The 19,783-nt window shown below is 69.7% G+C and carries 21 protein-coding genes; 8 read left to right on the top strand and 13 right to left on the bottom strand.

The window, feature by feature from the left end:
* Positions 1-495 (top strand): hypothetical protein (locus ABT063_RS45765; RefSeq protein WP_351067071.1); only part of this gene is annotated, 495 nt, incomplete at its 5' end.
* A gap of 435 nt (positions 496-930) precedes the next feature.
* Here the strand turns inward: ABT063_RS45765 and ABT063_RS45760 are convergent.
* The 7 genes from ABT063_RS45760 to ABT063_RS45730 form a co-directional block, all read right to left on the bottom strand.
* Entirely contained in the window at positions 931-2,238 is a 1,308-nt protein-coding gene (locus ABT063_RS45760) for a tyrosine-type recombinase/integrase (protein WP_351067070.1), read from the bottom strand.
* On the bottom strand, positions 2,238-2,462 hold the full coding sequence (locus ABT063_RS45755; protein ID WP_351067069.1) for a helix-turn-helix domain-containing protein: 225 nt from the start codon (positions 2,460-2,462) through the stop codon (positions 2,238-2,240). The genes ABT063_RS45760 and ABT063_RS45755 overlap by 1 nt, the downstream gene beginning before the upstream one ends.
* On the bottom strand, positions 2,462-3,907 hold the full coding sequence (locus ABT063_RS45750) for a replication initiator (protein WP_351067067.1): 1,446 nt from the start codon (positions 3,905-3,907) through the stop codon (positions 2,462-2,464). Before ABT063_RS45750 ends, ABT063_RS45755 begins: the two co-directional genes overlap by 1 nt.
* Positions 3,908-4,056: 149 nt before the next feature.
* Positions 4,057-4,824: a DUF2637 domain-containing protein gene (locus tag ABT063_RS45745; RefSeq protein ID WP_351067066.1), complete on the bottom strand. Its 768-nt coding sequence runs from the start codon at positions 4,822-4,824 to the stop codon at positions 4,057-4,059.
* Positions 4,825-4,860: 36 nt separating this feature from the next.
* A complete protein-coding gene (locus tag ABT063_RS45740) occupies positions 4,861-6,279 on the bottom strand; it encodes an FtsK/SpoIIIE domain-containing protein (protein WP_351067064.1) in 1,419 nt (472 codons plus the stop codon).
* A 1-nt stretch (position 6,280) separates the two neighbouring features.
* Positions 6,281-6,472 carry a hypothetical protein gene (locus tag ABT063_RS45735; RefSeq protein WP_351067063.1) on the bottom strand — a complete coding sequence of 64 codons (192 nt, stop codon included), beginning with the start codon at positions 6,470-6,472 and terminating at the stop codon, positions 6,281-6,283.
* The gene (locus ABT063_RS45730; protein ID WP_351067061.1) at positions 6,469-6,822 is read right to left on the bottom strand and encodes an SCO3933 family regulatory protein; all 354 of its coding nucleotides are present in this window, start codon (positions 6,820-6,822) and stop codon (positions 6,469-6,471) included. The genes ABT063_RS45735 and ABT063_RS45730 overlap by 4 nt, the downstream gene beginning before the upstream one ends.
* Positions 6,823-6,992: 170 nt before the next feature.
* Between ABT063_RS45730 and ABT063_RS45725 the strand changes: the two genes are divergently transcribed.
* Positions 6,993-7,859 carry a GntR family transcriptional regulator gene (locus ABT063_RS45725; protein WP_351067059.1) on the top strand — a complete coding sequence of 289 codons (867 nt, stop codon included), beginning with the start codon at positions 6,993-6,995 and terminating at the stop codon, positions 7,857-7,859.
* Between the two features lie 107 nt (positions 7,860-7,966).
* Here the strand turns inward: ABT063_RS45725 and ABT063_RS45720 are convergent, their stop codons facing one another.
* The gene (locus ABT063_RS45720) at positions 7,967-9,787 is read right to left on the bottom strand and encodes an IS481 family transposase (protein WP_502991023.1); all 1,821 of its coding nucleotides are present in this window, start codon (positions 9,785-9,787) and stop codon (positions 7,967-7,969) included.
* 599 nt (positions 9,788-10,386) lie between these two features.
* A complete protein-coding gene (locus tag ABT063_RS45715) occupies positions 10,387-11,589 on the bottom strand; it encodes an NsdA family TPR-like regulatory protein (protein ID WP_351067058.1) in 1,203 nt (400 codons plus the stop codon).
* Between the two features lie 109 nt (positions 11,590-11,698).
* Between ABT063_RS45715 and ABT063_RS45710 the strand changes: the two genes are divergently transcribed.
* From ABT063_RS45710 to ABT063_RS45700, 3 genes are all read left to right on the top strand, one after another.
* Positions 11,699-12,040, top strand: coding sequence for a hypothetical protein (locus ABT063_RS45710; RefSeq protein ID WP_351067057.1), 342 nt, complete (start codon positions 11,699-11,701; stop codon positions 12,038-12,040).
* Positions 12,033-12,320, top strand: coding sequence for a DUF7848 domain-containing protein (locus ABT063_RS45705; protein WP_351067055.1), 288 nt, complete (start codon positions 12,033-12,035; stop codon positions 12,318-12,320). The genes ABT063_RS45710 and ABT063_RS45705 overlap by 8 nt, the downstream gene beginning before the upstream one ends.
* A gap of 810 nt (positions 12,321-13,130) precedes the next feature.
* Positions 13,131-13,634 (top strand): SUKH-3 domain-containing protein, encoded by a 504-nt coding sequence (locus ABT063_RS45700; protein WP_351067054.1) that lies wholly within the window; start codon positions 13,131-13,133, stop codon positions 13,632-13,634.
* A 188-nt stretch (positions 13,635-13,822) separates the two neighbouring features.
* Here the strand turns inward: ABT063_RS45700 and ABT063_RS45695 are convergent, their stop codons facing one another.
* Positions 13,823-14,404 carry a hypothetical protein gene (locus tag ABT063_RS45695; protein ID WP_351067053.1) on the bottom strand — a complete coding sequence of 194 codons (582 nt, stop codon included), beginning with the start codon at positions 14,402-14,404 and terminating at the stop codon, positions 13,823-13,825.
* Positions 14,405-14,581: 177 nt separating this feature from the next.
* On the bottom strand, positions 14,582-15,061 hold the full coding sequence (locus tag ABT063_RS45690) for an ATP-binding protein (RefSeq protein ID WP_351067052.1): 480 nt from the start codon (positions 15,059-15,061) through the stop codon (positions 14,582-14,584).
* Positions 15,062-15,188: 127 nt separating this feature from the next.
* Here ABT063_RS45690 and ABT063_RS45685 point away from each other — a divergent pair, with 127 nt between their 5' ends.
* From ABT063_RS45685 to ABT063_RS45675, 3 genes are all read left to right on the top strand, one after another.
* Positions 15,189-16,031 (top strand): helix-turn-helix domain-containing protein, encoded by an 843-nt coding sequence (locus ABT063_RS45685; protein WP_351067050.1) that lies wholly within the window; start codon positions 15,189-15,191, stop codon positions 16,029-16,031.
* Entirely contained in the window at positions 16,028-16,210 is a 183-nt protein-coding gene (locus ABT063_RS45680; protein WP_351067049.1) for a DUF397 domain-containing protein, read from the top strand. Before ABT063_RS45685 ends, ABT063_RS45680 begins: the two co-directional genes overlap by 4 nt.
* Before the next feature lie 315 nt (positions 16,211-16,525).
* Complete coding sequence (locus ABT063_RS45675; RefSeq protein WP_351067048.1) at positions 16,526-17,776, top strand: M14 family zinc carboxypeptidase; 1,251 nt, start codon at positions 16,526-16,528, stop codon at positions 17,774-17,776.
* Between the two features lie 129 nt (positions 17,777-17,905).
* Here the strand turns inward: ABT063_RS45675 and ABT063_RS45670 are convergent, their stop codons facing one another.
* Together ABT063_RS45670 and ABT063_RS45665 are read right to left on the bottom strand one after the other, a co-directional pair.
* Complete coding sequence (locus ABT063_RS45670) at positions 17,906-18,370, bottom strand: SSI family serine proteinase inhibitor (protein ID WP_351067046.1); 465 nt, start codon at positions 18,368-18,370, stop codon at positions 17,906-17,908.
* Positions 18,367-19,731 (bottom strand): M14 family zinc carboxypeptidase, encoded by a 1,365-nt coding sequence (locus ABT063_RS45665; protein ID WP_351067072.1) that lies wholly within the window; start codon positions 19,729-19,731, stop codon positions 18,367-18,369. Before ABT063_RS45665 ends, ABT063_RS45670 begins: the two co-directional genes overlap by 4 nt.
* Positions 19,732-19,783: the final 52 nt, after the last annotated feature.

Here is a 19,783-nt window from a genome sequence, read left to right as displayed (position 1 = left end):
ACCTCCTCAGGCACCTGGACCCAGATCAGCGCCATCCAGGCATGGACAGCCCGACAGGCAACAGTCCACAACCTCACCGTCACCGACACCCACACGTACTATGTGCTGGCCGGGGCCACACCGGTACTAGTTCATAACGCAAACTGCAAGGTCGTCGTCGAGAACCAGGCTGGACGGTTTGGCGATATGGATCCCGGTGTGCCAGGTGACGGACTTACGCCCCATCACATGCCTCAGGATGCGCTTGGGCACCTGCCCAGAAACGATGGGGGCGCGATCGTGATGACGCATGCGGACCATGCCCTTACTCGCACCTATGGCGCTCGCGGCAGGGCTACCAAGGCTGCGGAGGCTGGGCTTCCATTCCGGACTGTACTCGCCAGAGATATTTGGGATCTGCGCCGAATAGGGCAACAGCAATATGGCGATCCCGGCTACTACAACAAGGGAATCCAGGATCTACTCGCCTACTACCGGAGCATCGGTAAACTCTAGAAAGGAAAGTGCAGGATGCCAGTTCGGCGTGAGGTAGAGGACCTGATTGGCGCGGGACCGCTCCCCTCGGAGGATGCTTCCGAGGAGGAAATCGCTGAGGCTCAGCGACTTCTCGAAAACATCACGGCACCGGTCTCAGATGAAGAGGCGCAGGCACTATCGGCGTGCTTCGGCCCCGACAACTGTTACGGCCTTTCGTGGACCTTGCTGCATCTGATCGAAACAGCACCGGGTGCTCAGAGTGCGAGCTACTCACGGAACGTCGAAAGCCTGTGGGTCCAATTGCTCACCGCTCGCGTCGAAGCCGCGAGAGGAAACCGGGAGTAGCGTGCAGTTGAATCGACGCCATGGCGCCGGCTGCAATCTGCCATAGCAAAGCGGGAGCCCCCTTAAGGGGGCTCCCGTTGTGTTTGACGGCAGTAGTTGACGGCAACGTCAGCGGACGGGGGCAGCGCAGGGTGGCGGTTCGTTGCCTTCGTCCACGGCTGCATGGCTGCTCGCCGAGCTGCCGAGCGCGGTGCTGAGGGTGTCGATGGCGTCGCGCTGGAGGCGGAGCCTGACGTGGGCGTAGACGGTGGCGGTGACGCCGATGTGGGCGTGGCCGAGGAGTTCCTTGATGACGACGAGTTCGACGCCGTGTTCCAGGAGCAGGGTGGCGGTGGAGTGCCGGAGGTCGTGGAAGCGGATGCGGCGGAGGCCGGCCTTGCGGAGGAGCGTGATGAAGGCGCGGGTGAGGTTGGTCGGGTCGATCGGTCGGCCCTGCGCGGTGGTGAACACGTGCCCGTCGTGCTGCCACGCGGTGCCCGCGGCCTCACGCTCGGTCTTCTGCTGTTCGTGGTGGAGCTTCAGCGACTGGACGCAGCGGGTGGGAAGGGCGATGCGGCGCTCGGAGGCCCGCGTCTTGGTGGGCAGCGTGGTGAGCCCGCCGGTGCTGGTGCGCTGCAAGGTTCGGCGGATCGCGGCGGTGCCCGCGTCGAGGTCGCTGTCTTCCCAGCGCAGTCCGAGGAGTTCTCCTTTGCGGAGTCCGGTGTGGAGGGCGAGTTCGAACAGTGCGTGCAACCGGTGTCCGCGCGTGGCCACGAGGAACTGGCGGGCTTCGTCGGCGGTGAGTGGTTCGAAGCGTCGGGGCCGTGGGGTGCCGGTGCGGACGTTGCGGGCGACGTTGCGCGGGATCTCCTCTTCGCGGACGGCGTGCTCCAGGGCCGACTTGAGGATGGAGTGGATGTAGGTGAGCGTCAGCGGCGAGAGCAGCTTGTGGCAGCACTGGCCGGCGGCGCAGCAGCGGGGCTGGTCGCGCTGGGCGTCGAGGCTGCGCGTGCAGCACTGGCACGCGGTGCGGAGCTGGTTGAGCCAGGTGCGGACGTCCTTGGCGGTGAGTTTGGTGAGCTTCTTCTTGCCGAGGCCGGGGATGAGGTAGCGGTTGACACAGGTGGTGTAGCGGGTGTGGGTGGTTTCGCGCAGGTGGTGGACGGCGACGTTCTCCAGCCAGTACGTCAGGTACGCGGCCAGACTGCCCTGTGCCGACGGGACGGGGAGGCCGCGGTTGCTGGCGGCGATCTTCTCGGTGAGCTTGGCCAGGGCGTCTTTGCGGGTGGTGCCGTAGACGCGGACGCGCTTGCGGGTGTTGCCGGGGGCAAGGACGTATCCGGCGGCTTCCCAGCGGCCGTCCGTGCGCTGGTAGACGGTTCCGTCGCCGTTGGCACGCACGCGGCGGGAGGGGACGCTATCTCGGGGCGTGGTCATCAGGCGGCTTCCTGGTCGATGCGGGTGCGGATGAAGTCGGTGAGCGCGTGTGTGGGGATGCGGCGGGCGCGGCCGAGGGTGATGGAGGCGAGTTGGCCGGTGCGGAGGAGGTCGTAGACGGCGGAGCGGCCGAGCTGGAGGCGGGCCATCACCTGGGGCACCGTGAGCAGATCCAGCGCCGGTGCCGCCTCTGCGTGGAGGACGGCGGGCGGGGGCGAGGTCATCAGCAGCCCCCTTCGGCCGTGAACTGCCGTTCCAGTTCCCTGCGGTGCCGGACGTGGGCGGCGAGGAGTGCGGCGCCGGGGCTGTAGCCCGAGCCGAGGTAGTCCCAGCGGCTGATGACGAGGGTGGTGTCCGGGTCGAGGTCGGGCAGGCCGGCGTGGGCGCGGGCCTGTTCGGTGCGCCAGGCGCGGCGGGCGTCGCGCAGCGCGCCGAGGGTGGTGGAGTAGGCGCGGGACTTGGTGGAGAAGTGGCCCCGGAAGCCGAGCATGTGCGCCCACTTCCGGAGCTTGAGGTCGGCGAACTCAGGCAGGCTGCCCAGCTCCCAGCAGGTGCGGATCATCTGCCGGACGTGGCGGGCGACGGCGAGCCGGGGCAGCGGCCGGGCCTGCCCGGTGCCCCCACAGGCGGTGCACGGGAGAGGAATCCCGTGGGGCAGGAGGGTGGCTCCGCGTCCCTGGCAGGGGCGGCAGAACAGGGCTCGGTCGAGGGTGCCGGAGGCGTCGGCGGACTTGGTGGCGTACTTGGCCACGTAGGCGGCCACGGCCTGGTCGGTGAATTCGGCGTCGGTGCCGAAGGCTGTGATCTCGCGTACGTCGAACTGTTCGCCCCAGGCGAGTTCGCGTTCCCCGACCGCGTCCGAGGCGACCGTGACGCGGACCCGTGCGGCGGCGGCGCGGGCGGCCTCGGTGAGCACGGTGATGGTGGCGTACGGCGGTGGGGGCTGGTTGCTGCCGGCGGGGCCGTCGAGTCGGATGACGGCGTGGAAGTGGACCAGGCCGCGCTGCTGGTACTCGGCGACCTTCGCAAAGGAGACCCGCAGGACCGCATGGGCGGCCTTCTGGGTCATGCCAAGTCGGGCGGCGATCTCGCGGCGCAGGTAGGTGGTGAAGCGGGCCCACAAGGCTCCGGCGTGGGCGTTGAACAGGACCGCGCCCGCGTAGTCGTACGTCGCCGGATTCAGCGGCGTACCGATCAGGGGGTCCGTGGGTTCGTGGAGCTTGCGGCAGCGGCAGGGACGGATGCCGCCGCCGGGCGTGGTGAGGCGGTTGTGGACGGGACCGAAGGACGGCGGGGTGAGGGTGACGAAGACGCGGGGATGGGTGCGGACGGTGTCGGGCACGGTCTTGCCGCCGGACAGGCCGGCGCGGATGAGGTGGTAGGTGTCGGCTGCGTAGAGGCGGGAGCAGGCCGGGCAGCGGGAGGCGCGGCGGTTGCCGCACGCGCTGAGCAGGCTGCCCGTGGGCTCCTCGGAGGAGGTGTAGGAGCGCAGGACCTCGCCGGTTGTGGTGTTGACCGTGGCGGTGCGGCCGGTCAGGCGGACGGGTTCGGTACAGCCGCCGAGGCGTTCGATCTGCTGCTGTGCGCGGTCGAAGTCGGGGTGGTTGACCAGGTGGAGCAGGTCCCGCACGGCGGGGCTTGCCACGTGGCGCAGGTCCAGGGTGACCATTCGGGGCGTTCCCTTCTGTCGGGGTAGGGCCCCGAGCAGCAACCTGCCATGGTTGTGGGCGTGTTGGTGCTGCTCGGGGCATGACGAACCAGGCCCATGGGCGGGCGTGGATTTCAGGGAGGGATGATCCGGCCGGTGGCCGGGGTGGCTCAGAGCTGAGCGAGGGCGGCGGTGGCCACCGGAAGGGCAACGCCCATGCGGGTTGCGAGCTGGGCGGCGGTGACCGGTGTTCCGTGCTCGGCGTGGTGGGTATCCGCGATGCGCCGGGCCGCACTCAGCAGTGCGGCGGGCAGGGCCGGGCGGGAGCCGGTGGCAGGCGCCTTGGCGACAGCCGGGGCGGGCACGGAGTCCGGCACCTCGATCACGGGAGGCACTTCGGCCGAAGGTGGCGCAGGTGTTGTGGCGGGGACCGGCTCAGGGGCCGGGGCCGCAGTCTCGGAAACGGGCGCCGAAGTGGGCACTGGCTTAGCGATGGGCGCGGGGGCTGGGGAAGCTGTGTTGGCGCCCTCCAGGTGTGCAGTGGTGTGGAAGTGGGCGAGGAAGACGGGGCCGACGTGGCCCCAGCCCAGGAGCAGGAGCGGGGCGACGGTGTCCAGGCAGGCCCGGCCGTAGCGTCCGGTCAGCAGGGATTCGGCGGTGTTCAGCGCGAGGGTGAGCAGCCCGCACAAGTGCAGCAGCCGGGTGCCGGCCTTCAGCTCCGCCTTGGACACACCGCGCAGGGCCAGGAACCGCAGCGCGACCAGGAGCCCGACCACGGACAGGTCCACCATGGGCGCGATCAGCGGCGCGATAGGGCGGGGGACGCCGAGCCGCAGGGCGAGCGCCCAGACATTACCGAAGGAGAAGACGAAGGCCAGGGCCGCGATCACGGCCATCACCACGGTCACGGTGCGCCGGGTGAATCGTTCCTCCGCCATGCGGGAACCTCCTCTCAAGGCGTGGGGTCAGGGCGTTCAGGACTTGGACAGGGAGACGGCCGGACCGTCCGGCCCGTCGTCGTCGCCGGGGTTCGTGTGGCTGGTGGTGTCGAGGAGGGCGTCCAGGCACAGGGCGGGGTCGACGGTCAGGTGCGAGGTGGCTTCCGCGATACGGGCGGCATCGGCGTCGGAGACATACGGGGTGCGGATGCGGGTGAAGCCGGGGCGGCCCTGCATCGCCATCACCGCGACCCCGACATAGGCGGGGTCCTGCAAGGTGACCGGGCTGGCATCGGGCCAGTTGCGGATGTCGTCGCCCAGCGCGGCCACCGCGGCTTCCACCGTCTTCTGCGCGAACGACAGCCCGACCGGGCACACGTCGCGGATGAAGGTCGGGATGGCATCCCCGGTGGTCTTCTGGCTGATCAGGATGGTCAGGATGCCGACGCTGCGGCCCTTCTTGACCAGGTCCTCCACCAGGCGGGCGTTCTCCGCCGTCAGCGTGGCCAAACGTTTCGTCTCAGCGTCGCTGCCCTTGTACTCACGGAAGAACGTGTGCGCCTCGTCGACGAGCACCACCGTGAGCGGCCAGAGCCGCGAGGGGCCGACGTGCCACATGTTCTTCACGCCCAGCACGTCACGGATCACCGACGACCGCCGCCGACGCAGCTCTACCAGGCGCTTGAACAGCGCGTTGGCATCGTCCAGGTCGTCACCGCAGAACGCGAACATCCGCTTGACCAGGTCCGCGTAGTCGCCTTCCTCGGCCCGCGACACCTTCCCGTCGAAGCCCACGATCTGCACGGCCGCCGACGGCGCGAGGTCACAGACGAACTTGTTCACCGCCGAGGTCTTGCCCGCACCTGGGGTGCCGGCCACGGTCACCCCCGGCACATTCGCCAAGGACACGGACACCCGCGCGGCGTACTCGTCCACCCCCAGCTCCCAGCGCGCCACGTCCTGAAGCGGGCGGCCGGTGGGCCGGTGCTCGGTCGGCGTGGTCAAAGGATCGGAGCGCACACCCCGGATCACCACCCGACCAGGGCCGTCCGGCAGGACGGAGACCCGGGCGCACCGCCAGGCGTCGGCCAGGAACCGAGCCGCCTTCTGGTACTCGTCCAGTCCGACCTGCGGCAGCGTCCTGGCCCGCACGATCACTCCGAACCGGTCGGGCTTGACCTTGATCCTGGGAGTCAGCAACCGAGGCGCGGGGGCAGGGCCGTCCTTCTGGGTGGTGAGCTGCGCGAGCAGGCCCGGGGTCTTGTCGGTGACCGTCAGCCCCGCCATCCGCGCGAGGCGCACCCAGCCCCAGCGCACCCGGACGGCCTGCCGCATACTGACCCGCGTGCCCCGGTCGGCACGGATATAGCGCACCATCGTCCACAGCAGCCACGCGCCCGCCAGCACGGCCACGATCAGCAGCACCTGCGGCGCACGGTCGGTCAGGTCCTCCACGTCAGTCCCCCTCGGTCTCGGATATCAGGCGGAGCATGTCGGCCAGGTCCATCCCGGCCGCTTCCGCCGGGGTCAGGCCGAGCCGGGCGAGCACAGCGCCGGAGGCGGCGAACGTCGCCTTGCCCTCGGTGCCCGGCAAGGGGCGCAGCGCGTGCAGCCTCCGCTGCGGCCCCTGGCTGTCGGGGCCGGTCACTGGGCCGCCTCCGCCGCTACCAGCTCCAGGCGGGCGGCGCGGTAGGCGACGCCGTCGGAGAGCTGCCCGTTGAAGATCCGCGCCCACGGGGTGGCGACCAGCTCCACCGGCCGGACCATCACGCCCGGCTTCAGTCCGGCCGCGAGGCCCGTCTCCGGGACCGTGATCTTCAGGACCTCGGCCCGACCGTCCTCCATGAGCATCACGGTCACGGTGTACAGCGACGCGCCGGTCTCCCGGTCGGTGGCGACCTCCCCGGTCTGCTGGTCCTTGATCTTCAGCACCGGCTCGGTGCCCGCGATGCACACCGCCGACGGCAGCAGAGCAACACGGATTCGAGACATGGCCATGCCATCACATCCTCTTCGTTCGAGATGGAGCCGCTTGATCGACTCGACACGACCATAACCGCACGCCCGCTACACCCGCAACACTCGATTCGTATCGATACACCTGCGCGTCTCGGACGCAGGGGCGGCCGGGTATGCCGTGGGTGCCGGTCCGCCGCTACCCTCGTGTCATGACGCTGCCCTTGGACCAGGACCCCCGGCCGCCGTACGTGCAGGCCGCCGACGTCCTACGCGCCGCCATCCGTGACGGCGAGCTGCGTCCGGGCGAGCGACTGCCCTCCGCACGCGAGCTGCAACGGCGTTTCGGGATCGCGAGTTCGACGGTCCAGAACGCCCTGCGCCTACTCAAAGAGGAGGGGCTGATCTACTCCGTCCTGGGGCGGGGCAGCTACGTGCGCGCCCAGGACAGCGAGACCGAGCGGGAAGAGGAAGAGTCCGCCGCAGACGAGTCGGACCCCGCGTACGTTGGGCTCGGTGACCTTCGGCGGGGATGGCAGGTGGCACCCAGCGACGACCCCCGTCCCCCGTACGTGCAGACTGCGGACGCGCTCCGCAAGCAGATCCAGGACGGCCGGCTGGCGCCAGGCGCCAAGCTTCCCTCAGCTCGTGAACTGCAAGAACAGTTCGGCATCGCCAACTCCACCGCGCAGAACGCCCTGCGGCTACTCAAGGACGAGGGGCTGATCTACTCGGTCCAGGGCAGGGGAGTGTTCGTCCGCCGGCCCAGCCCGCGCGAGCAGGTCCTCAAGCGCTACAACGAGTCGCTGGAGGAGATGGCGGCCCAGCGCCGGGCGGACGAGGAAGCCGTACGGCTCAGTGGCAAGACCGACGACGAGGTAGCCGCCGAACTGGAGGCCGCCGAAGTGCGATTCGCGAAGGCCAGCGCAGAATTCGAAGCCGCGACCATCCACCGCGACGTCATGCGAGCGGTCATGGAACAGCGCAAGCGGCTCAGCGGCAACTACACGCCCGAGGAGAACGCCGCCAAGGCCCAACGCCTCCTCGACCGCCTGGCCGAAGGCAAGCGCCGACGCTGACCCCAGCCCGACGCAGCAGCGCACGAGGCGCCCTCTGCGCTACCTGTGGATGTCTAGTCCCAGGTGATGTTTGACGTTCTGGTCCCAGCTGATGCTTGACGGTGGGCCTAGACAACATCGGAAACCTTGTGGGGCTTGTTCGCCTTCACGTGGCGGACGGGGATGTCGGTGGTGCGCTGGATGACGCGGACCTGGCCGTCCAGCTCGACCGTGAGGGTCGAGTCCGCTACGTGGACGGTCACGGTCCGGCCCGCGTACGGGCGGCCGAGCGAGACGACCTGGCGGCAGATCATGACCGTGCCGACCGCGCTGACCCGCCGCTGGACACGGACCGGCTCCGCCCGGGGCCGAGGCGGCGGGCCCGCAGGCCGCAGCCCACGCAACCGCTGCACCTCACCGGGGGTGAGCGGGTTGGGCCGCACCCGCAGCAGCTCCCGCGATGACGGGTCGAAGAACGACAGCGTGGCCTCGTCGATACGAATGCTCACCTGCCGCCCGCCCAGGATCTCCGCCGCCAGGACCTGGTGACCGGCCAGGCCCACCAGCCCGCTGTTGTTCACGGCCCGGTCCACCTCGAACGCGGCCCCGTCACCGACCGGCAGCGGCGACGGCCCCGCCACACGCCCACCGCGAGCCGCCAGCTGCGCCAGATCCGCCACCGACAGATGCGACCGCACTGACTTGATCCGCGCTCCGGCGATCAGTAGATGAATCACTTGCGTGTCGGCCCAGAACGTCACCGTCAGCCCCGAGCGGGCCGGGCCGAGCCAGAACTGCTTGCCGGCGACCTGGAGATTCCCACTCGCCGGCACCACCCGCTCGAACTCCACCGGCCCGCCATGCTCCACCGGCAGGTGGCCAACCGGCTCCTGATCCGGCAGCTCGGGCATGGCCGCGACCGGCTCAGCCGACTCCCCGGCCGGGGCCACCTCCGCCGGGGCCGTCCACTGCTGCGGGACGAGCGCGAGGACCCCTGGCACCTTCAGGCCGAGCACATCCCGCTCCTGCTCCGGAACAGGCGTGAACCGATCCGACGGGCTCTGCGTCTCCAGCGCCTGATGCGGACGCGAAAAGTTGTACTCCTCCACCCACGCATCCAGCGCCTGCTGAGCCGCCTCAACACTCTCGAACGGACCACAGTCGTCGAGGAGTTCACGCCGCAGCGTCTGGTGGAACCGCTCGATCTTGCCCGTCGTGGTCGGCGACGCCGGCTGGGTCAGCCGGTGCGCAATCCCGTTCTCCCGACAGATCCGGTCGAACAACACCTCACCACCCTGCCCGAACCGGTCGGTGAACTGCTTGCCGTTGTCCGTCAGCACCTCCTCCGGCACCCCGAACCTCTGCATAGCCCGGGCGAACGCCGCACAGACCGCCCGCCCCGTCGCCCGCTCCACCACCGACGCGATCACGCAATACCGGGAATGATCGTCCACACCGGTCACGATCTTCGCCTCGGACAGCTCACCGGTGACCGGGTCGACCAGCATCACCCCGCCGACGATGTCCATCTGCCACAACTGCATCGCACGGTCACGCTGCCAGCGCCTGTAATCCGACCGCTTCCGACGCCGAACCCCCGGCTCCACCAGCCCATGCCGCACCAGGATCCGATACACCGTCATCCGCGACGGCACCGGCGCCACCGCCCCGGACCTCTCCAGCACATGAGCAATCCGCCGCGGACCCCACCGAGGATGCTTACGCCGCAGCTCACACACCGCCGCCTCCACCTCCGCAGAAGCCTGATGCGGACACGAGACCGGCCTCCGCGACCGGTCCACCAGCCCCGCCAGCCCCGAAGCCTCATACCGGGACTTCCACCCGCTCACCGTCTGCCGCGACACACCCAACGACGCGGCGACCTCCGTCACCGTCCCACCCGCCAGCACCGCAAGCACAGCCCGGTATCTCTGCTCTACAACCGACAACTCCACCAGCGCCAACCCCGGCCTCCTGCCACACGCCGCAACGACGCGCACAGAAAAGCCGAACACGGCCACTGTCAACCATCAGCTGGGACCGAAGTGTCAAGCATCTACCGGGACCGGACATGCGCTACCTGTGGAGAGCTGTTCAGAGTTTCTTTACTTGATTCAAGGCGGTCCGCTGGCGCGGCCCGCGCGCGCCCGGCCCTGCAGGGCCGCCGCCCGCTCCTGTCTCCGCCCCGCTCGCCGACGTCCCCGCCGGTCCGGGCGCGCAACAGCCGTACAGCGAACCACTTCCGGGGCTCCGACCCAGACCCCGGCCCTCCCTCCGAGGGGCTGGGGGCCGACTTACGAGTGCGGCTTCGTCGTGGTGTGGGTCGGGGGCGCGGGTGGGGGTCCCTCGTCGCCCGGTCACCGGGGGCGTACCAGGAACCCCCGGGGGCCGCCAAGGCCGAGCGCACGCGTCACGAAGTGAGCCTTGGCGGCCCCCGGAGAACCCTGGCACGGCGAAGCTGCCCGACCGACGAGGGACCCCCACCCGCTCTGACCCGGAATCTGCCGGGGGCTGACTCCGGCCGGCGGACGGCCAACTCCGAGGGCGCTCAGGACGCCAGAAGTTCGGCGACCTCGGGCACGTCGCGATAGGCCCGTAGTCGATCGAGCACGATCCTCGTGCGTTCTGCCGTGCGTTCGCTGCCGCTTTGCCCGAGGGCGAGCATCCGACCCGCTGTTCCCGCTGCGGCCTCGGGCTCGTTGGCGTCGGCGTAGGCCACCGCCAGCCAGGAAAGGTACAGCGCCAACTCCCGGGCGTGGCTGGCGTCGTAGCGTCCGAGCACGTCCGTCAGCAGCGGCACGGCCCGGAGCGGGCGCCGCAGTTCGGTGTAGACGCGGGCCTCCATGACCTGCAATTCCCCGGCGCCCATCCAGTACAGGTACGACGGAGATTCGGTGCCGGCCGAGTCCTCGGACAGAGCCTCGGCCGCTTCCCCGAGGGCTGTCATCGCCGGGCGGTCCTGCCCGGCACGGGTATGCGCCCAGGCGACACGGTCCAGGTACAGCGCGCGAGCCTTCGCCGGGGCGTCCGGGCCCGCGTCCTCCAGCGCGGCACGGGCCAGTCCCACTGCGTCCGCTGTCCGGCCGGTGTTGCTCCACTGGTAGGCCAGCGAGCCTGCCACGTTCCCTGACAGCACGCCGTCCCCGGCGGCCCGCGCGGCGCTCATGCCGAGCCGGTAGATGCGCTCCGCCTCGGCGTGCTCCCCGGCATCGGAAGCGACCCACCCGGCGATCTGCGCCAGCTCCCCGATCGCCCGCAGAAGTTCGCGCCCCACCCCTTCGGTGTGTGTGCCCTCGCGGTAGAGCTTCACCGCCGCTTCCAGCTCGCGCAGGGCGGGCCCGATCAAGTCTTTGCCGTACACCACGTCATCGGCCAGCCGCAGGCCGTGGACCCGCTGGGCCAGATCGGCCACCTGTCCGGCCCCGATCCGGCGACCCGTACGAGCACGCAGCGGGGCCAATGGGTCGCCCTCGGGCAGGAAGTCCGCCACGGACCGGACACGCGGCGCGGACCCGACAGACTGAACGGCCTTCGCCGCCTCCAGCACATCGCGCGGCACCTCCAGCACCCGCGCAAGGAACGGCAGCCACTCCCGAGGAGACCTCGTCCCGATCTCCCAACGGGACACGTCATTTCGCGTTGGCGGAACGCGACCAGGAGCAGCCTCAGCCAGAGCCTCGGCGAGCCGCCCCTGACTCCACCCACGCGCCAGGCGCAGCCGCCTGACCAGTTCCCCGATCGTCTCCCGCACTCCACCAGCTTGGCAGACAGCAAGGCAGACACGCTGGCTACTCCCAAGGGCTCACACCAGCGAGACGGTGATCAGTAGCCCCGAGCCGAACCGAGGAGAGGGAATCAGGATGGCCGAGCGAGCAACACAACGGCCCGGAGGTACCAGGGCAGAAGGACCGCGACTGCTGCCGTGGACCACCCAGGACGGGCACCCCTGTTACCTGAGCACCGACGGCCAGGGCTACCTCGCCAACCTCGCCGACAACATCGAAGCCATACAGCTGGGCATGGGCGAGGACCTGTTGGAGTACGCCCGCGACGCCGTGGGCCCTGACGCGAAGGTCTTGTCGGCGACCGAATACCGCTGGCTGGCCCGCCGGCTGACCGAAGCCCTCTCCGACGCGCTCAGGGTGGCCGACTCGCGAGGTCAACGCCTCCCCGACCCGGAAGAGGTGACCAAGGATGCCTGACTCCATGAACACCGACGCGCAGTCCCGTGATGGTGCGCGAGGGCGCTACCGATTCCGCGAGTACCACGTGACCACCGTCCCCGACCCCCTGGCTCTGCCGGCCTTCACGGCGCTCTGCGTCACCGGCGAGGAACGCAACTGCGGCGCCACATCCGGCACCCTGCACACACCGGACGAGCTGACCCGCTGGATCGCCGGACACTGCGCCGCCACCGGCCACCAGGACTACGAGCAGACCGTCCGAGCCATGCTCCGTGCTGAGCCCGGAGCATGGCAGTAAAGTCCCCCTGCGCTGACACCGCGTCAGCGGCAGCACCACCGCGCACCCCGCGCCCCTGACGGCAGTAGTGACGGCAACACCCACGGATTCCCCCGCACGACCGCGGACACCAGCGGAACGCAAATCACGTGCTGACCTGCGGAGAAGCAGGTAGAGGGGTACCGCGTAGCACACGTACTATGTGGTGGCGGGCGCTGCGTCGGTCCTCACGCACAATTGTGGTGTCGCGAATGGCGGAAAGTACGGCGATCTGCAACCTGCTGGTGCAGGAAATGAGATCAACCATATCCCTGCCAATTCATCCAGTCCCCTCAGTATGTACAGCGGACCGTCGATTCGGATGGATTACGCCGACCATCGAGCGGTTTACAGCACTGGATCATCCCTCGCCTCGAAGGCGTGGCGGATGAGACAGAAGGAGCTGATAGATGCTGGCGACTTCCGAGGTGCCATGCAAATGGACGTGGATGACATTCGCGCCCCACCGGCAGCCTCTCAAAAAGCTCCCCCACACGCTCAGCACCGGTGTGGTCCGCCCTGTGGAGGCGCTGGCCGAGAACAGAGAAACAAAGCTCCCGGCCGCAAGCCAGTCAGCCAGGAGCTTCGCCATTCCCTGAAGAGTCCGAGTGAAGGAAGACATCAAGCGCAGGTGACCGAGGGACTTGCCGCCATCAGGGGAGGCAAAATGCGAACGGTGAAATCACGGAACAATTCCATGCCGACCTCAAATACAGCTGGGCATGGCGAACCAGCTACCCCCTGTGGTCGCTGTAAGCGACTACTGGACGATTTTGATATCGACTGATCTCCATGGTTCGATTCGAATCGCTTCGCCCAGACACGCTGGCGGCGCTCAGCGTGTCTGGGTGGAGACCGCACAGGTGCGTCTCCATCAGCCATTGGATAGAACCCTTGGCCGATGAAGGGTACCGAGTCCACCCGTTGGCCGAGGAAGTGCTCGCGACCATGGGAGGTCTTACGATTGAGCCGACCAACCGAGTCGGCCCGAATTTCAGCAATGACGAGCCGTTCGCTTTTGACCCTCTTGCGGCTGGAGCGGGCCAGCGTGATATGGCCGTCGAAGTGGAGAGCGTTCTGGGTGGGACGTATTTCCCCATCGGTGAATGGCTCAGCTATTCAAGCGTCTTCATGGAATCTGAGGGAAGGGTGATCGCCACGGGCTTGGGGTGGATATGGGAGTTGGGCCCCACCTTCGAGGAGGCATTGGAGTTGGCGGTTTTCGCAGACCGCCCTTTGATATGCCTGCATTCCGATCCGGGACTCGACCCCTGGCCACCTATAAGTTCCCGCTAGCGAAGCGCAGCCTCTGTCAGGTATATGCCTGTCAGGGGCTGCGTGAGCATATGGCTGCGAGAAAGGACCTCCCTCCGTCCAGACAGCCATCCGACGATCGTCGGCACAGGCAGCAAGGATCTGGCGCGTTGTCAGGCGTCAGCTGAGATGCCGATGTCAGTCTGACCGGCGAGCAAAGACCGGTGCGCTCAGCGCCAGCCCCCGTGGCGCGGCTCCGAATGCTCGCCGAACGGTGGGTCATATGCCTGCCCGTCCTCGGTAGTCACTACGTAGGCAGGCTCGGTCCTTGAGGCGGCTTCCTGCAGTCGAATGACGAGGTCGGTGACGGGCACGACACGAAGGGACAGGGCCGCGGCCACATGGGCACGTTCCTTGGCGATCTCCGGATTGTCCCTGGCCAGGGACCGTTCGAGGTGCTGGGCAGAGACCTGCATGACCTCCACGTCGCCCCCTCCGGAGAACCCTAGGCAGTCCTGCCACGCCAGCCCGATGATGATCTCCAGTGCGTCCGCCAGGTCATCGGCGATCAGCCCGCCCTCCCCTTCGGAACTCGCGAACACTACCGGCCGGCGGCCGTCCTCCTCAGCACACAGGAAGTACGCACCACCGGCAAGCTCCCCGGCAATTGGCTCCAGCGGCGCACCCGAGGCAAGCCTCAGGCCGTCGCCGCACCCCTTCCGCCCGACGTCGAAGCCGAAGGATGACCGCAGCAGCCCGTGGATGTCCGGTGTGTTCTGAATCAGGTCGAGCAGATGGCCACTTGAGGTCATGGCGTGGACGATAGCGAGTGCCGCTGACACGTAATGCCCGGGACGAACAGCGGGCCCGTGCCCCGGCCGTGGCGCGACCGCTGTGGATGGCGTATCCCACTCCTGTACGGGGATGCCGGGCCAACTCCGTCCGGAACTACTCAAACCTGCTGCACCCAAGTCATTCTGAAACCATCACTAGGCCGGAGCCGTCCGGATGAGCCCGAGCCACCCGGGCACATCCACCTCGGCGCGTACGGTCTTCCCCGGCGGCGGTTCCCGGTCCACCACCTCCCAGCGGGCGGCCAGCGCGTCGACGAGGAGCAGGCCGCGGCCGGGTTCGTCGAGCGGGCGTGGGGCGGATACGGCACCGGGGCCGGGCGGGCGGGGCTCGGTACGGGTGTCGCTGACCTCGATGCGGACACTGCCCGGCACGAGCGAGAGCCGTAGCTCGAAGTCCCGGCCCGGTACGCGCCCGTGGGTGACGGCGTTGGCGGCCAGTTCGGCGACGATCACCGCGATCGCGTCGGAGACCTCCGTGCCGTGCGGGATGCCCCAGGCGTGCAACTGGGTCAGGGCGAGGTGTCGGGCGAGGCGAGCACCGCGCGGGGTGGCACTGAGGCGCTGGGTGAACACACGTACGGTAACCAAGGATTGGGGGGTGGGGCGTGCTGTCATGCCGCCAATGTGGCGGGTGCGAGGGGCACTTCTCCAGGTGGGAGCCGCGTACGCTGCGCGAGCGTACGCAGTTACGGGCTGGACAGTACCGGTGACTGCCCGTGACTATGTGCGCGGGAGGTGACCAATGGTGGTCGACGGACGGGTGCGTGCGGGGAGCGGTGAGCCGGAGTCGTCGGACAGTCTGCGGACGTTCGGGGCGGTCGTCCAGGCACTGCGCGAGTTCCATGAGTTGAGCAGGGAGGAGTTCGGGAGTCGCGTGGGGTTCTCCAAACACACCGTGGCGTCCGTGGAGTTGGGGCGACGGATGCCGGACGTGGACTTCGTGGAGGCGGCGGAGGAGGTGTTGGGGAACACCGGGGCCTTGCGGAGGGCGGCGGGATATCTGGAGCGGCCGCCAGGGCTGGCGTCCTGGTTCCGGCGGTGGGCCGGGCTGGAACAAATGGCGATCACCCTCTACACGTACGAGTGCCGGATGATCCCGGGCCTGTTGCAGACGGAGGCCTACGCACGGCAGTTGTTCATCGACGAGCTGCCACCGCTGAGCGACGAGCAGATCGAGGCCAACTGGGCCGCGCGGGCTGAGCGTCAGCGGCTGCTACGGGAGCGGCCGAACACCGCCTTCAGCTTCATCATCGAGGAGCATGTGCTCCTGCGCGGAACCGGCGGGGTGGAGGTCACCGGGGGCGCCATCGATCACCTGCTGGCGATCACGGAGTTGCGGAACGTCGAGATCCAAATCATGCCGTTGATGCGGAGGTCACATGCCGGACTGCACGGGCCGATGCAGTTGTTGGAGACCCCGCAGCACAAGTGGTTCGCCTACATGGAGGCCCCGGAAACCGGGCAGCTCATCTCCGACGCGAAGGCAATCAGCGTGCTTCAGAGCCGGTATGCCAGGATGCGTTCACAGGCTCTCAGCATCGAGGACTCCGTGAGCCTGTTGCAACGGATGCGAGGAGACCTATGAGCACGTCCGAACTGGCTTGGTTCAAGAGCAGCTACAGCAGCAGCGGTTCCGGCGACTGCATCGAAGTCGCCACCCGCCCCAGCCAAATCCACGTCCGCGACTCCAAGGACAAGGACGGCCCCCGGCTCGCCCTCTCCCCCGCCGCCTGGGCCGACTTCGTCACGTACGCCGCGAAGTGACCTGACGGGCGCGGACGGCTTCACCGCGCGCCGCGGAATCGTCCTGGCGCCCGGCCCGGGCCCGCGCGCACTCCCCGGGCCCGGGCCGGACGACCGGCGCGTGGTGACGAACCGCGACGCGCTCCTCGCGTCGGCCGTCCGGGCCCCCTTCCTGGTGCTCGGCAGCGACGAGATCAGCGCGGAATACACCTCCCCGCCCTGCCCGCCGGCAGCGAATGCATCCGGGCGCCCCCTGGAGCCTCCCCATCGTGTCCTTGACACGTCAACGAGAGCGTGGGGTACTGCGGAGTGCGAAGCCGGGCGGAAGTGACGGGGGTGAGTCTCCTGCCGGAGCTGCGCTACCCCACCGTGACCGAACTCGTCGTGACCGCGAGGGCGTTGGCCGCTCAACGGCCCGGCGTGTGCACCCTGAGACAGATCGGAGTTTCCCGGGCGGGCAGGCCGCTCCACCTGCTGTCCGTGGGCCGTGCCCGGCGCGCCGTGCTGGTCGTCGCGGGGGCCCACGCCAACGAGCCGACCGGCGGTGCCACCGTCCTCTCGGTCGCCGAACGCGTCCTCCACGAGGGGGAGTTGCGGGACGGCACGTCTTGGCACTTCCTGCTGTGCGCGGACCCGGACGGGGCGAGTCTGCATGTCACCCCGGCGCCGCGCAGTCTGTTCGACTACCACCTCGGCTTCTACCGGCCGCCGGGGCCCGAGCAGCCGGAGTGGTCGCCGTCCGAGCTGCCGCCCGACCGGCTCCCGCCCGAGACGCGCGCCCTGACCGGGATCATCGACGAACTGCGCCCCTACCTCCAGGTGACTCTGCACGGGACCGATGTGGGCGGCAGCTGGGTGCAGTTGACGAAGGACGTCCCGGGCCTCGCCGAGCCGTTCGCGAAGTCCGCGGCGGAGCTGAACATTCCGGTGGAGACGGGCTCCTCGGACGCCGCGGGCTGGCCCGCCTCCGGGCCCGGTGTGCACGTGATGCCCGCGCCGGGGGCGGGCGCGGCGTACCCGAGCATGCCGGACGACGCGCGGTGCAGCACCTGGTACCACGTCCACCGGTACGGCGGCCTCACCGCGGTCGTGGAGGTGCCGATGTGGGCGAGCGACCTGGTGGACGATCCGGCGCCGCACCCGGCCCCGGCCGCGGCGATGCGACAGCTGGCGGCCCGGCTGCTGCGGAACACACGGGAGGTCGAGCGGATCCTCGCCGACGCGCTGCCCCGTCTCGACGGCACCGACGGGCCCCTGCTGCGGGCCGCGCGGTGGGGGCTGGAGCTGGTGCCGGGGCTGGCCGCGGACTGGACGCACACCACGCCCGTCAACGGCTCGAGGGCGTACGTCGGCAGCGTGGACGCGTTCGGCCGCCGGCTGCCGCTGCGGGCGGCGGCGATGCTGATGCGGGTCCTTCAGGAGACCGACGACCGTGCGGCGCCGCGTCTCGAACGGCTCGTGGCGACCTGGAGCCACGCCTTCGCCGAGCGTTTCCGGGCCCGCTGGGTGCCCCTGGAACACCAGGTCGAGCACCAGTCCCGCACGGTGGTCGCGGCGGCGCTGCACGCGCGCGATCGAGCGACATGAGCCGTCGGCCCAGCGGCCGTATGAAAGCCACTGCCGCGCGCGGGAGCGGCCGTACGGACTCCAGCGCCCCGCGCGCAAGCAGTCGTACGAAACCCAGCGCCACGCCCGCGTCAGTGTCCGCGCGGAAACTCACGCCCCACGCGCGCGTGCCGCGCCGCCCCTACGGGCTGTGTGAGAGCCGTCCAGCGCGAAGACCGCCCCGGTCCGCGCCTCCATCACACACCCGTTCGAGAAGGTCTCCGTGTAGTCGACCTGCCGTCCGTTCCACCGCCCGCGCGCGTGGGCGGTCACCGGGGCGTAGATCATCGGGCAGTAGGTGTCCTTCGTCGTGATGGCGTGAAGGTCGCCGTGGGCGGCCTGGAGTTGCGCGCACGCCTCGGCGGCGCGTCCGTGGCCCTGGGGCGGGTCGCACAGCAGCAGGGTGCCGGGCGCCTCGCCGGAGCGGGCTTCGCCCCGGGTGACGGTGACGAAGAGCCAGTTGCCGCCGGTGGGCTCCTGAGGCGTCGCCAGCGCCGGGGCCGCGGTGGCGAGGAGGAGGGCGGCCACGGCCAGCAGACCGCCCCGTACCGCTGTCACTGTGGTGGTGTACGTCATTCCCGGTGCATCGGCACGGCCGCCTGGGAACCCCACCCCGACTCACCCGAACGGGAGCACGCGGGCGCGTACCGACCGGCGAGTGAGAACGCGGCGAGCACCACCCGCGACTGGTACTCCACCTGGCGCGCCACCGGGATCCAGCGCGCCTGGCAGCCGTCGTGGTAGTCGGCACACCACTCGTCGACCAGCCGGTCCAGCTCCGGCAGGACACCGGCCGGGTCGGTGCCGGCGCGGGTCACGAGCTGATGCAGCAGGCCCGCCGTACGCAGGGCCAGCCGCCGCCCGGCGATGCGCAGGGCGGTCAGGTGGGCGGTGTTCAGGGGTGGAAGCGGGCGCGGGCCGGAGGCGACGTCGGGGTCCCACGCGTCGGCGAGGCCGGGGCAGACCAGTAAATAGTCCTCGACCGGGGCGAGCAGCCGCGCCGCCTCCGGCGTGGCCGAGACATGGGGCCGGATCCGGGCGAGGAGCCGTTCCAGGAGCCGGGAGTCGTGGCGCAGGGTGTGGCTGACGGTGCGCAGTACCGCGGCGGCGTCGGTGGGCGGGCCGTCGTCCTCCACCGCGGCCACGCCCCACATGGGCGCCTCGACGACGGCGGTCACCGTGCCGTGCCGGTGCGGGTGGAACCACGTCGACTCGACGGCGGCCTCGGTGATGGCGGCGGCCAGTCCGCTCGGGCGCGGGGGCGGTATGCGGTAGACGGCGGGTCCGAGGCTCGGCCAGTACAGGGTGTCGTACGGGCCGAGTTCGCGCGGTATGCCGAGGCGGGCCGCGGTGTGCGCGACGCGGTGGGCGAGGCCGGGCAGGTCGCGGGTGAGCTCGACGAAGCCGCCGCCGACGTCGACGCCGTGCAGGGAGCACTGGAAGAAGGGCCGCAGTTCGTCCTGGAGTTCGAGCAGGGTGCGGGTCTCCGGCAGTACGGCGCCGGCCGCGCCGTCGGGCAGCCACTCGGGCTGTTCCAGGAAGCCGGGCCGGAAGAAGTTCCGGAAGTAGTGGCCGAGGGTGTACGGGCCGTGCAGCCAGCGCTCGTTGCGGCGCAGGCCGTCGGGGTCGAGGCACAGCAGCAGGTTCCAGGTGGCGTCGGCGCCGGAGGTGAGCGTGGGGTCGGCGAGCGCCCGCTCGGCCAGCCGCAGGACGGTTGCGCCGCCCACGGGCTCGTTGGCGTGCGGACCTGCGACGACGAGGGCCTGATGGCCGCCGTGGCCGACGGAGAGCAGCCACAGGGGCGTGCCCGCGCGGGAGGTGCCCACCCGGCGCAGCCGGGCGTCCCTGGGGTGGCGCGCGACGAGCGCGGCCGCCCGGGCGTCGAGCTCGTCGACGGTCGGGTAGCGGAGGAGTGGCGGCAGGGCACACCTCCACATGTGGTGCCGTCGGTTCACCTGATGTGCATGGTGTACGCACAGTCAGTCACGA

The sequence above is a fragment of the Streptomyces sp. NPDC002838 genome, from assembly GCF_040295365.1.
GTDB lineage: Bacteria > Actinomycetota > Actinomycetes > Streptomycetales > Streptomycetaceae > Streptomyces.
Note: the sequence above shows the minus strand (reverse complement) of the source record. Positions and strands in the feature narration are given on the sequence as shown.

Excerpts from the sequence above, each read along its gene's own strand:
- ABT063_RS45755 (WP_351067069.1), bottom strand. The coding sequence starts at position 2,462 with ATGACCTCGCCCCCGCCCGCCGTCCTCCACGCAGAGGCGGCACCGGCG.
- ABT063_RS45745 (WP_351067066.1), bottom strand. The coding sequence starts at position 4,824 with ATGGCGGAGGAACGATTCACCCGGCGCACCGTGACCGTGGTGATGGCC.
- ABT063_RS45685 (WP_351067050.1), top strand. The coding sequence starts at position 15,189 with ATGGTGGTCGACGGACGGGTGCGTGCGGGGAGCGGTGAGCCGGAGTCG.
- ABT063_RS45710 (WP_351067057.1), top strand. The coding sequence starts at position 11,699 with ATGGCCGAGCGAGCAACACAACGGCCCGGAGGTACCAGGGCAGAAGGA.
- ABT063_RS45705 (WP_351067055.1), top strand. The coding sequence starts at position 12,033 with ATGCCTGACTCCATGAACACCGACGCGCAGTCCCGTGATGGTGCGCGA.
- ABT063_RS45680 (WP_351067049.1), top strand. The coding sequence starts at position 16,028 with ATGAGCACGTCCGAACTGGCTTGGTTCAAGAGCAGCTACAGCAGCAGC.
- ABT063_RS45730 (WP_351067061.1), bottom strand. The coding sequence starts at position 6,822 with ATGGCCATGTCTCGAATCCGTGTTGCTCTGCTGCCGTCGGCGGTGTGC.
- ABT063_RS45670 (WP_351067046.1), bottom strand. The coding sequence starts at position 18,370 with ATGACGTACACCACCACAGTGACAGCGGTACGGGGCGGTCTGCTGGCC.
- ABT063_RS45665 (WP_351067072.1), bottom strand. The coding sequence starts at position 19,731 with ATGTGGAGGTGTGCCCTGCCGCCACTCCTCCGCTACCCGACCGTCGAC.
- ABT063_RS45750 (WP_351067067.1), bottom strand. The coding sequence starts at position 3,907 with ATGGTCACCCTGGACCTGCGCCACGTGGCAAGCCCCGCCGTGCGGGAC.
- ABT063_RS45760 (WP_351067070.1), bottom strand. The coding sequence starts at position 2,238 with ATGACCACGCCCCGAGATAGCGTCCCCTCCCGCCGCGTGCGTGCCAAC.
- ABT063_RS45725 (WP_351067059.1), top strand. The coding sequence starts at position 6,993 with ATGACGCTGCCCTTGGACCAGGACCCCCGGCCGCCGTACGTGCAGGCC.
- ABT063_RS45700 (WP_351067054.1), top strand. The coding sequence starts at position 13,131 with ATGGTTCGATTCGAATCGCTTCGCCCAGACACGCTGGCGGCGCTCAGC.
- ABT063_RS45695 (WP_351067053.1), bottom strand. The coding sequence starts at position 14,404 with ATGACCTCAAGTGGCCATCTGCTCGACCTGATTCAGAACACACCGGAC.
- ABT063_RS45690 (WP_351067052.1), bottom strand. The coding sequence starts at position 15,061 with ATGACAGCACGCCCCACCCCCCAATCCTTGGTTACCGTACGTGTGTTC.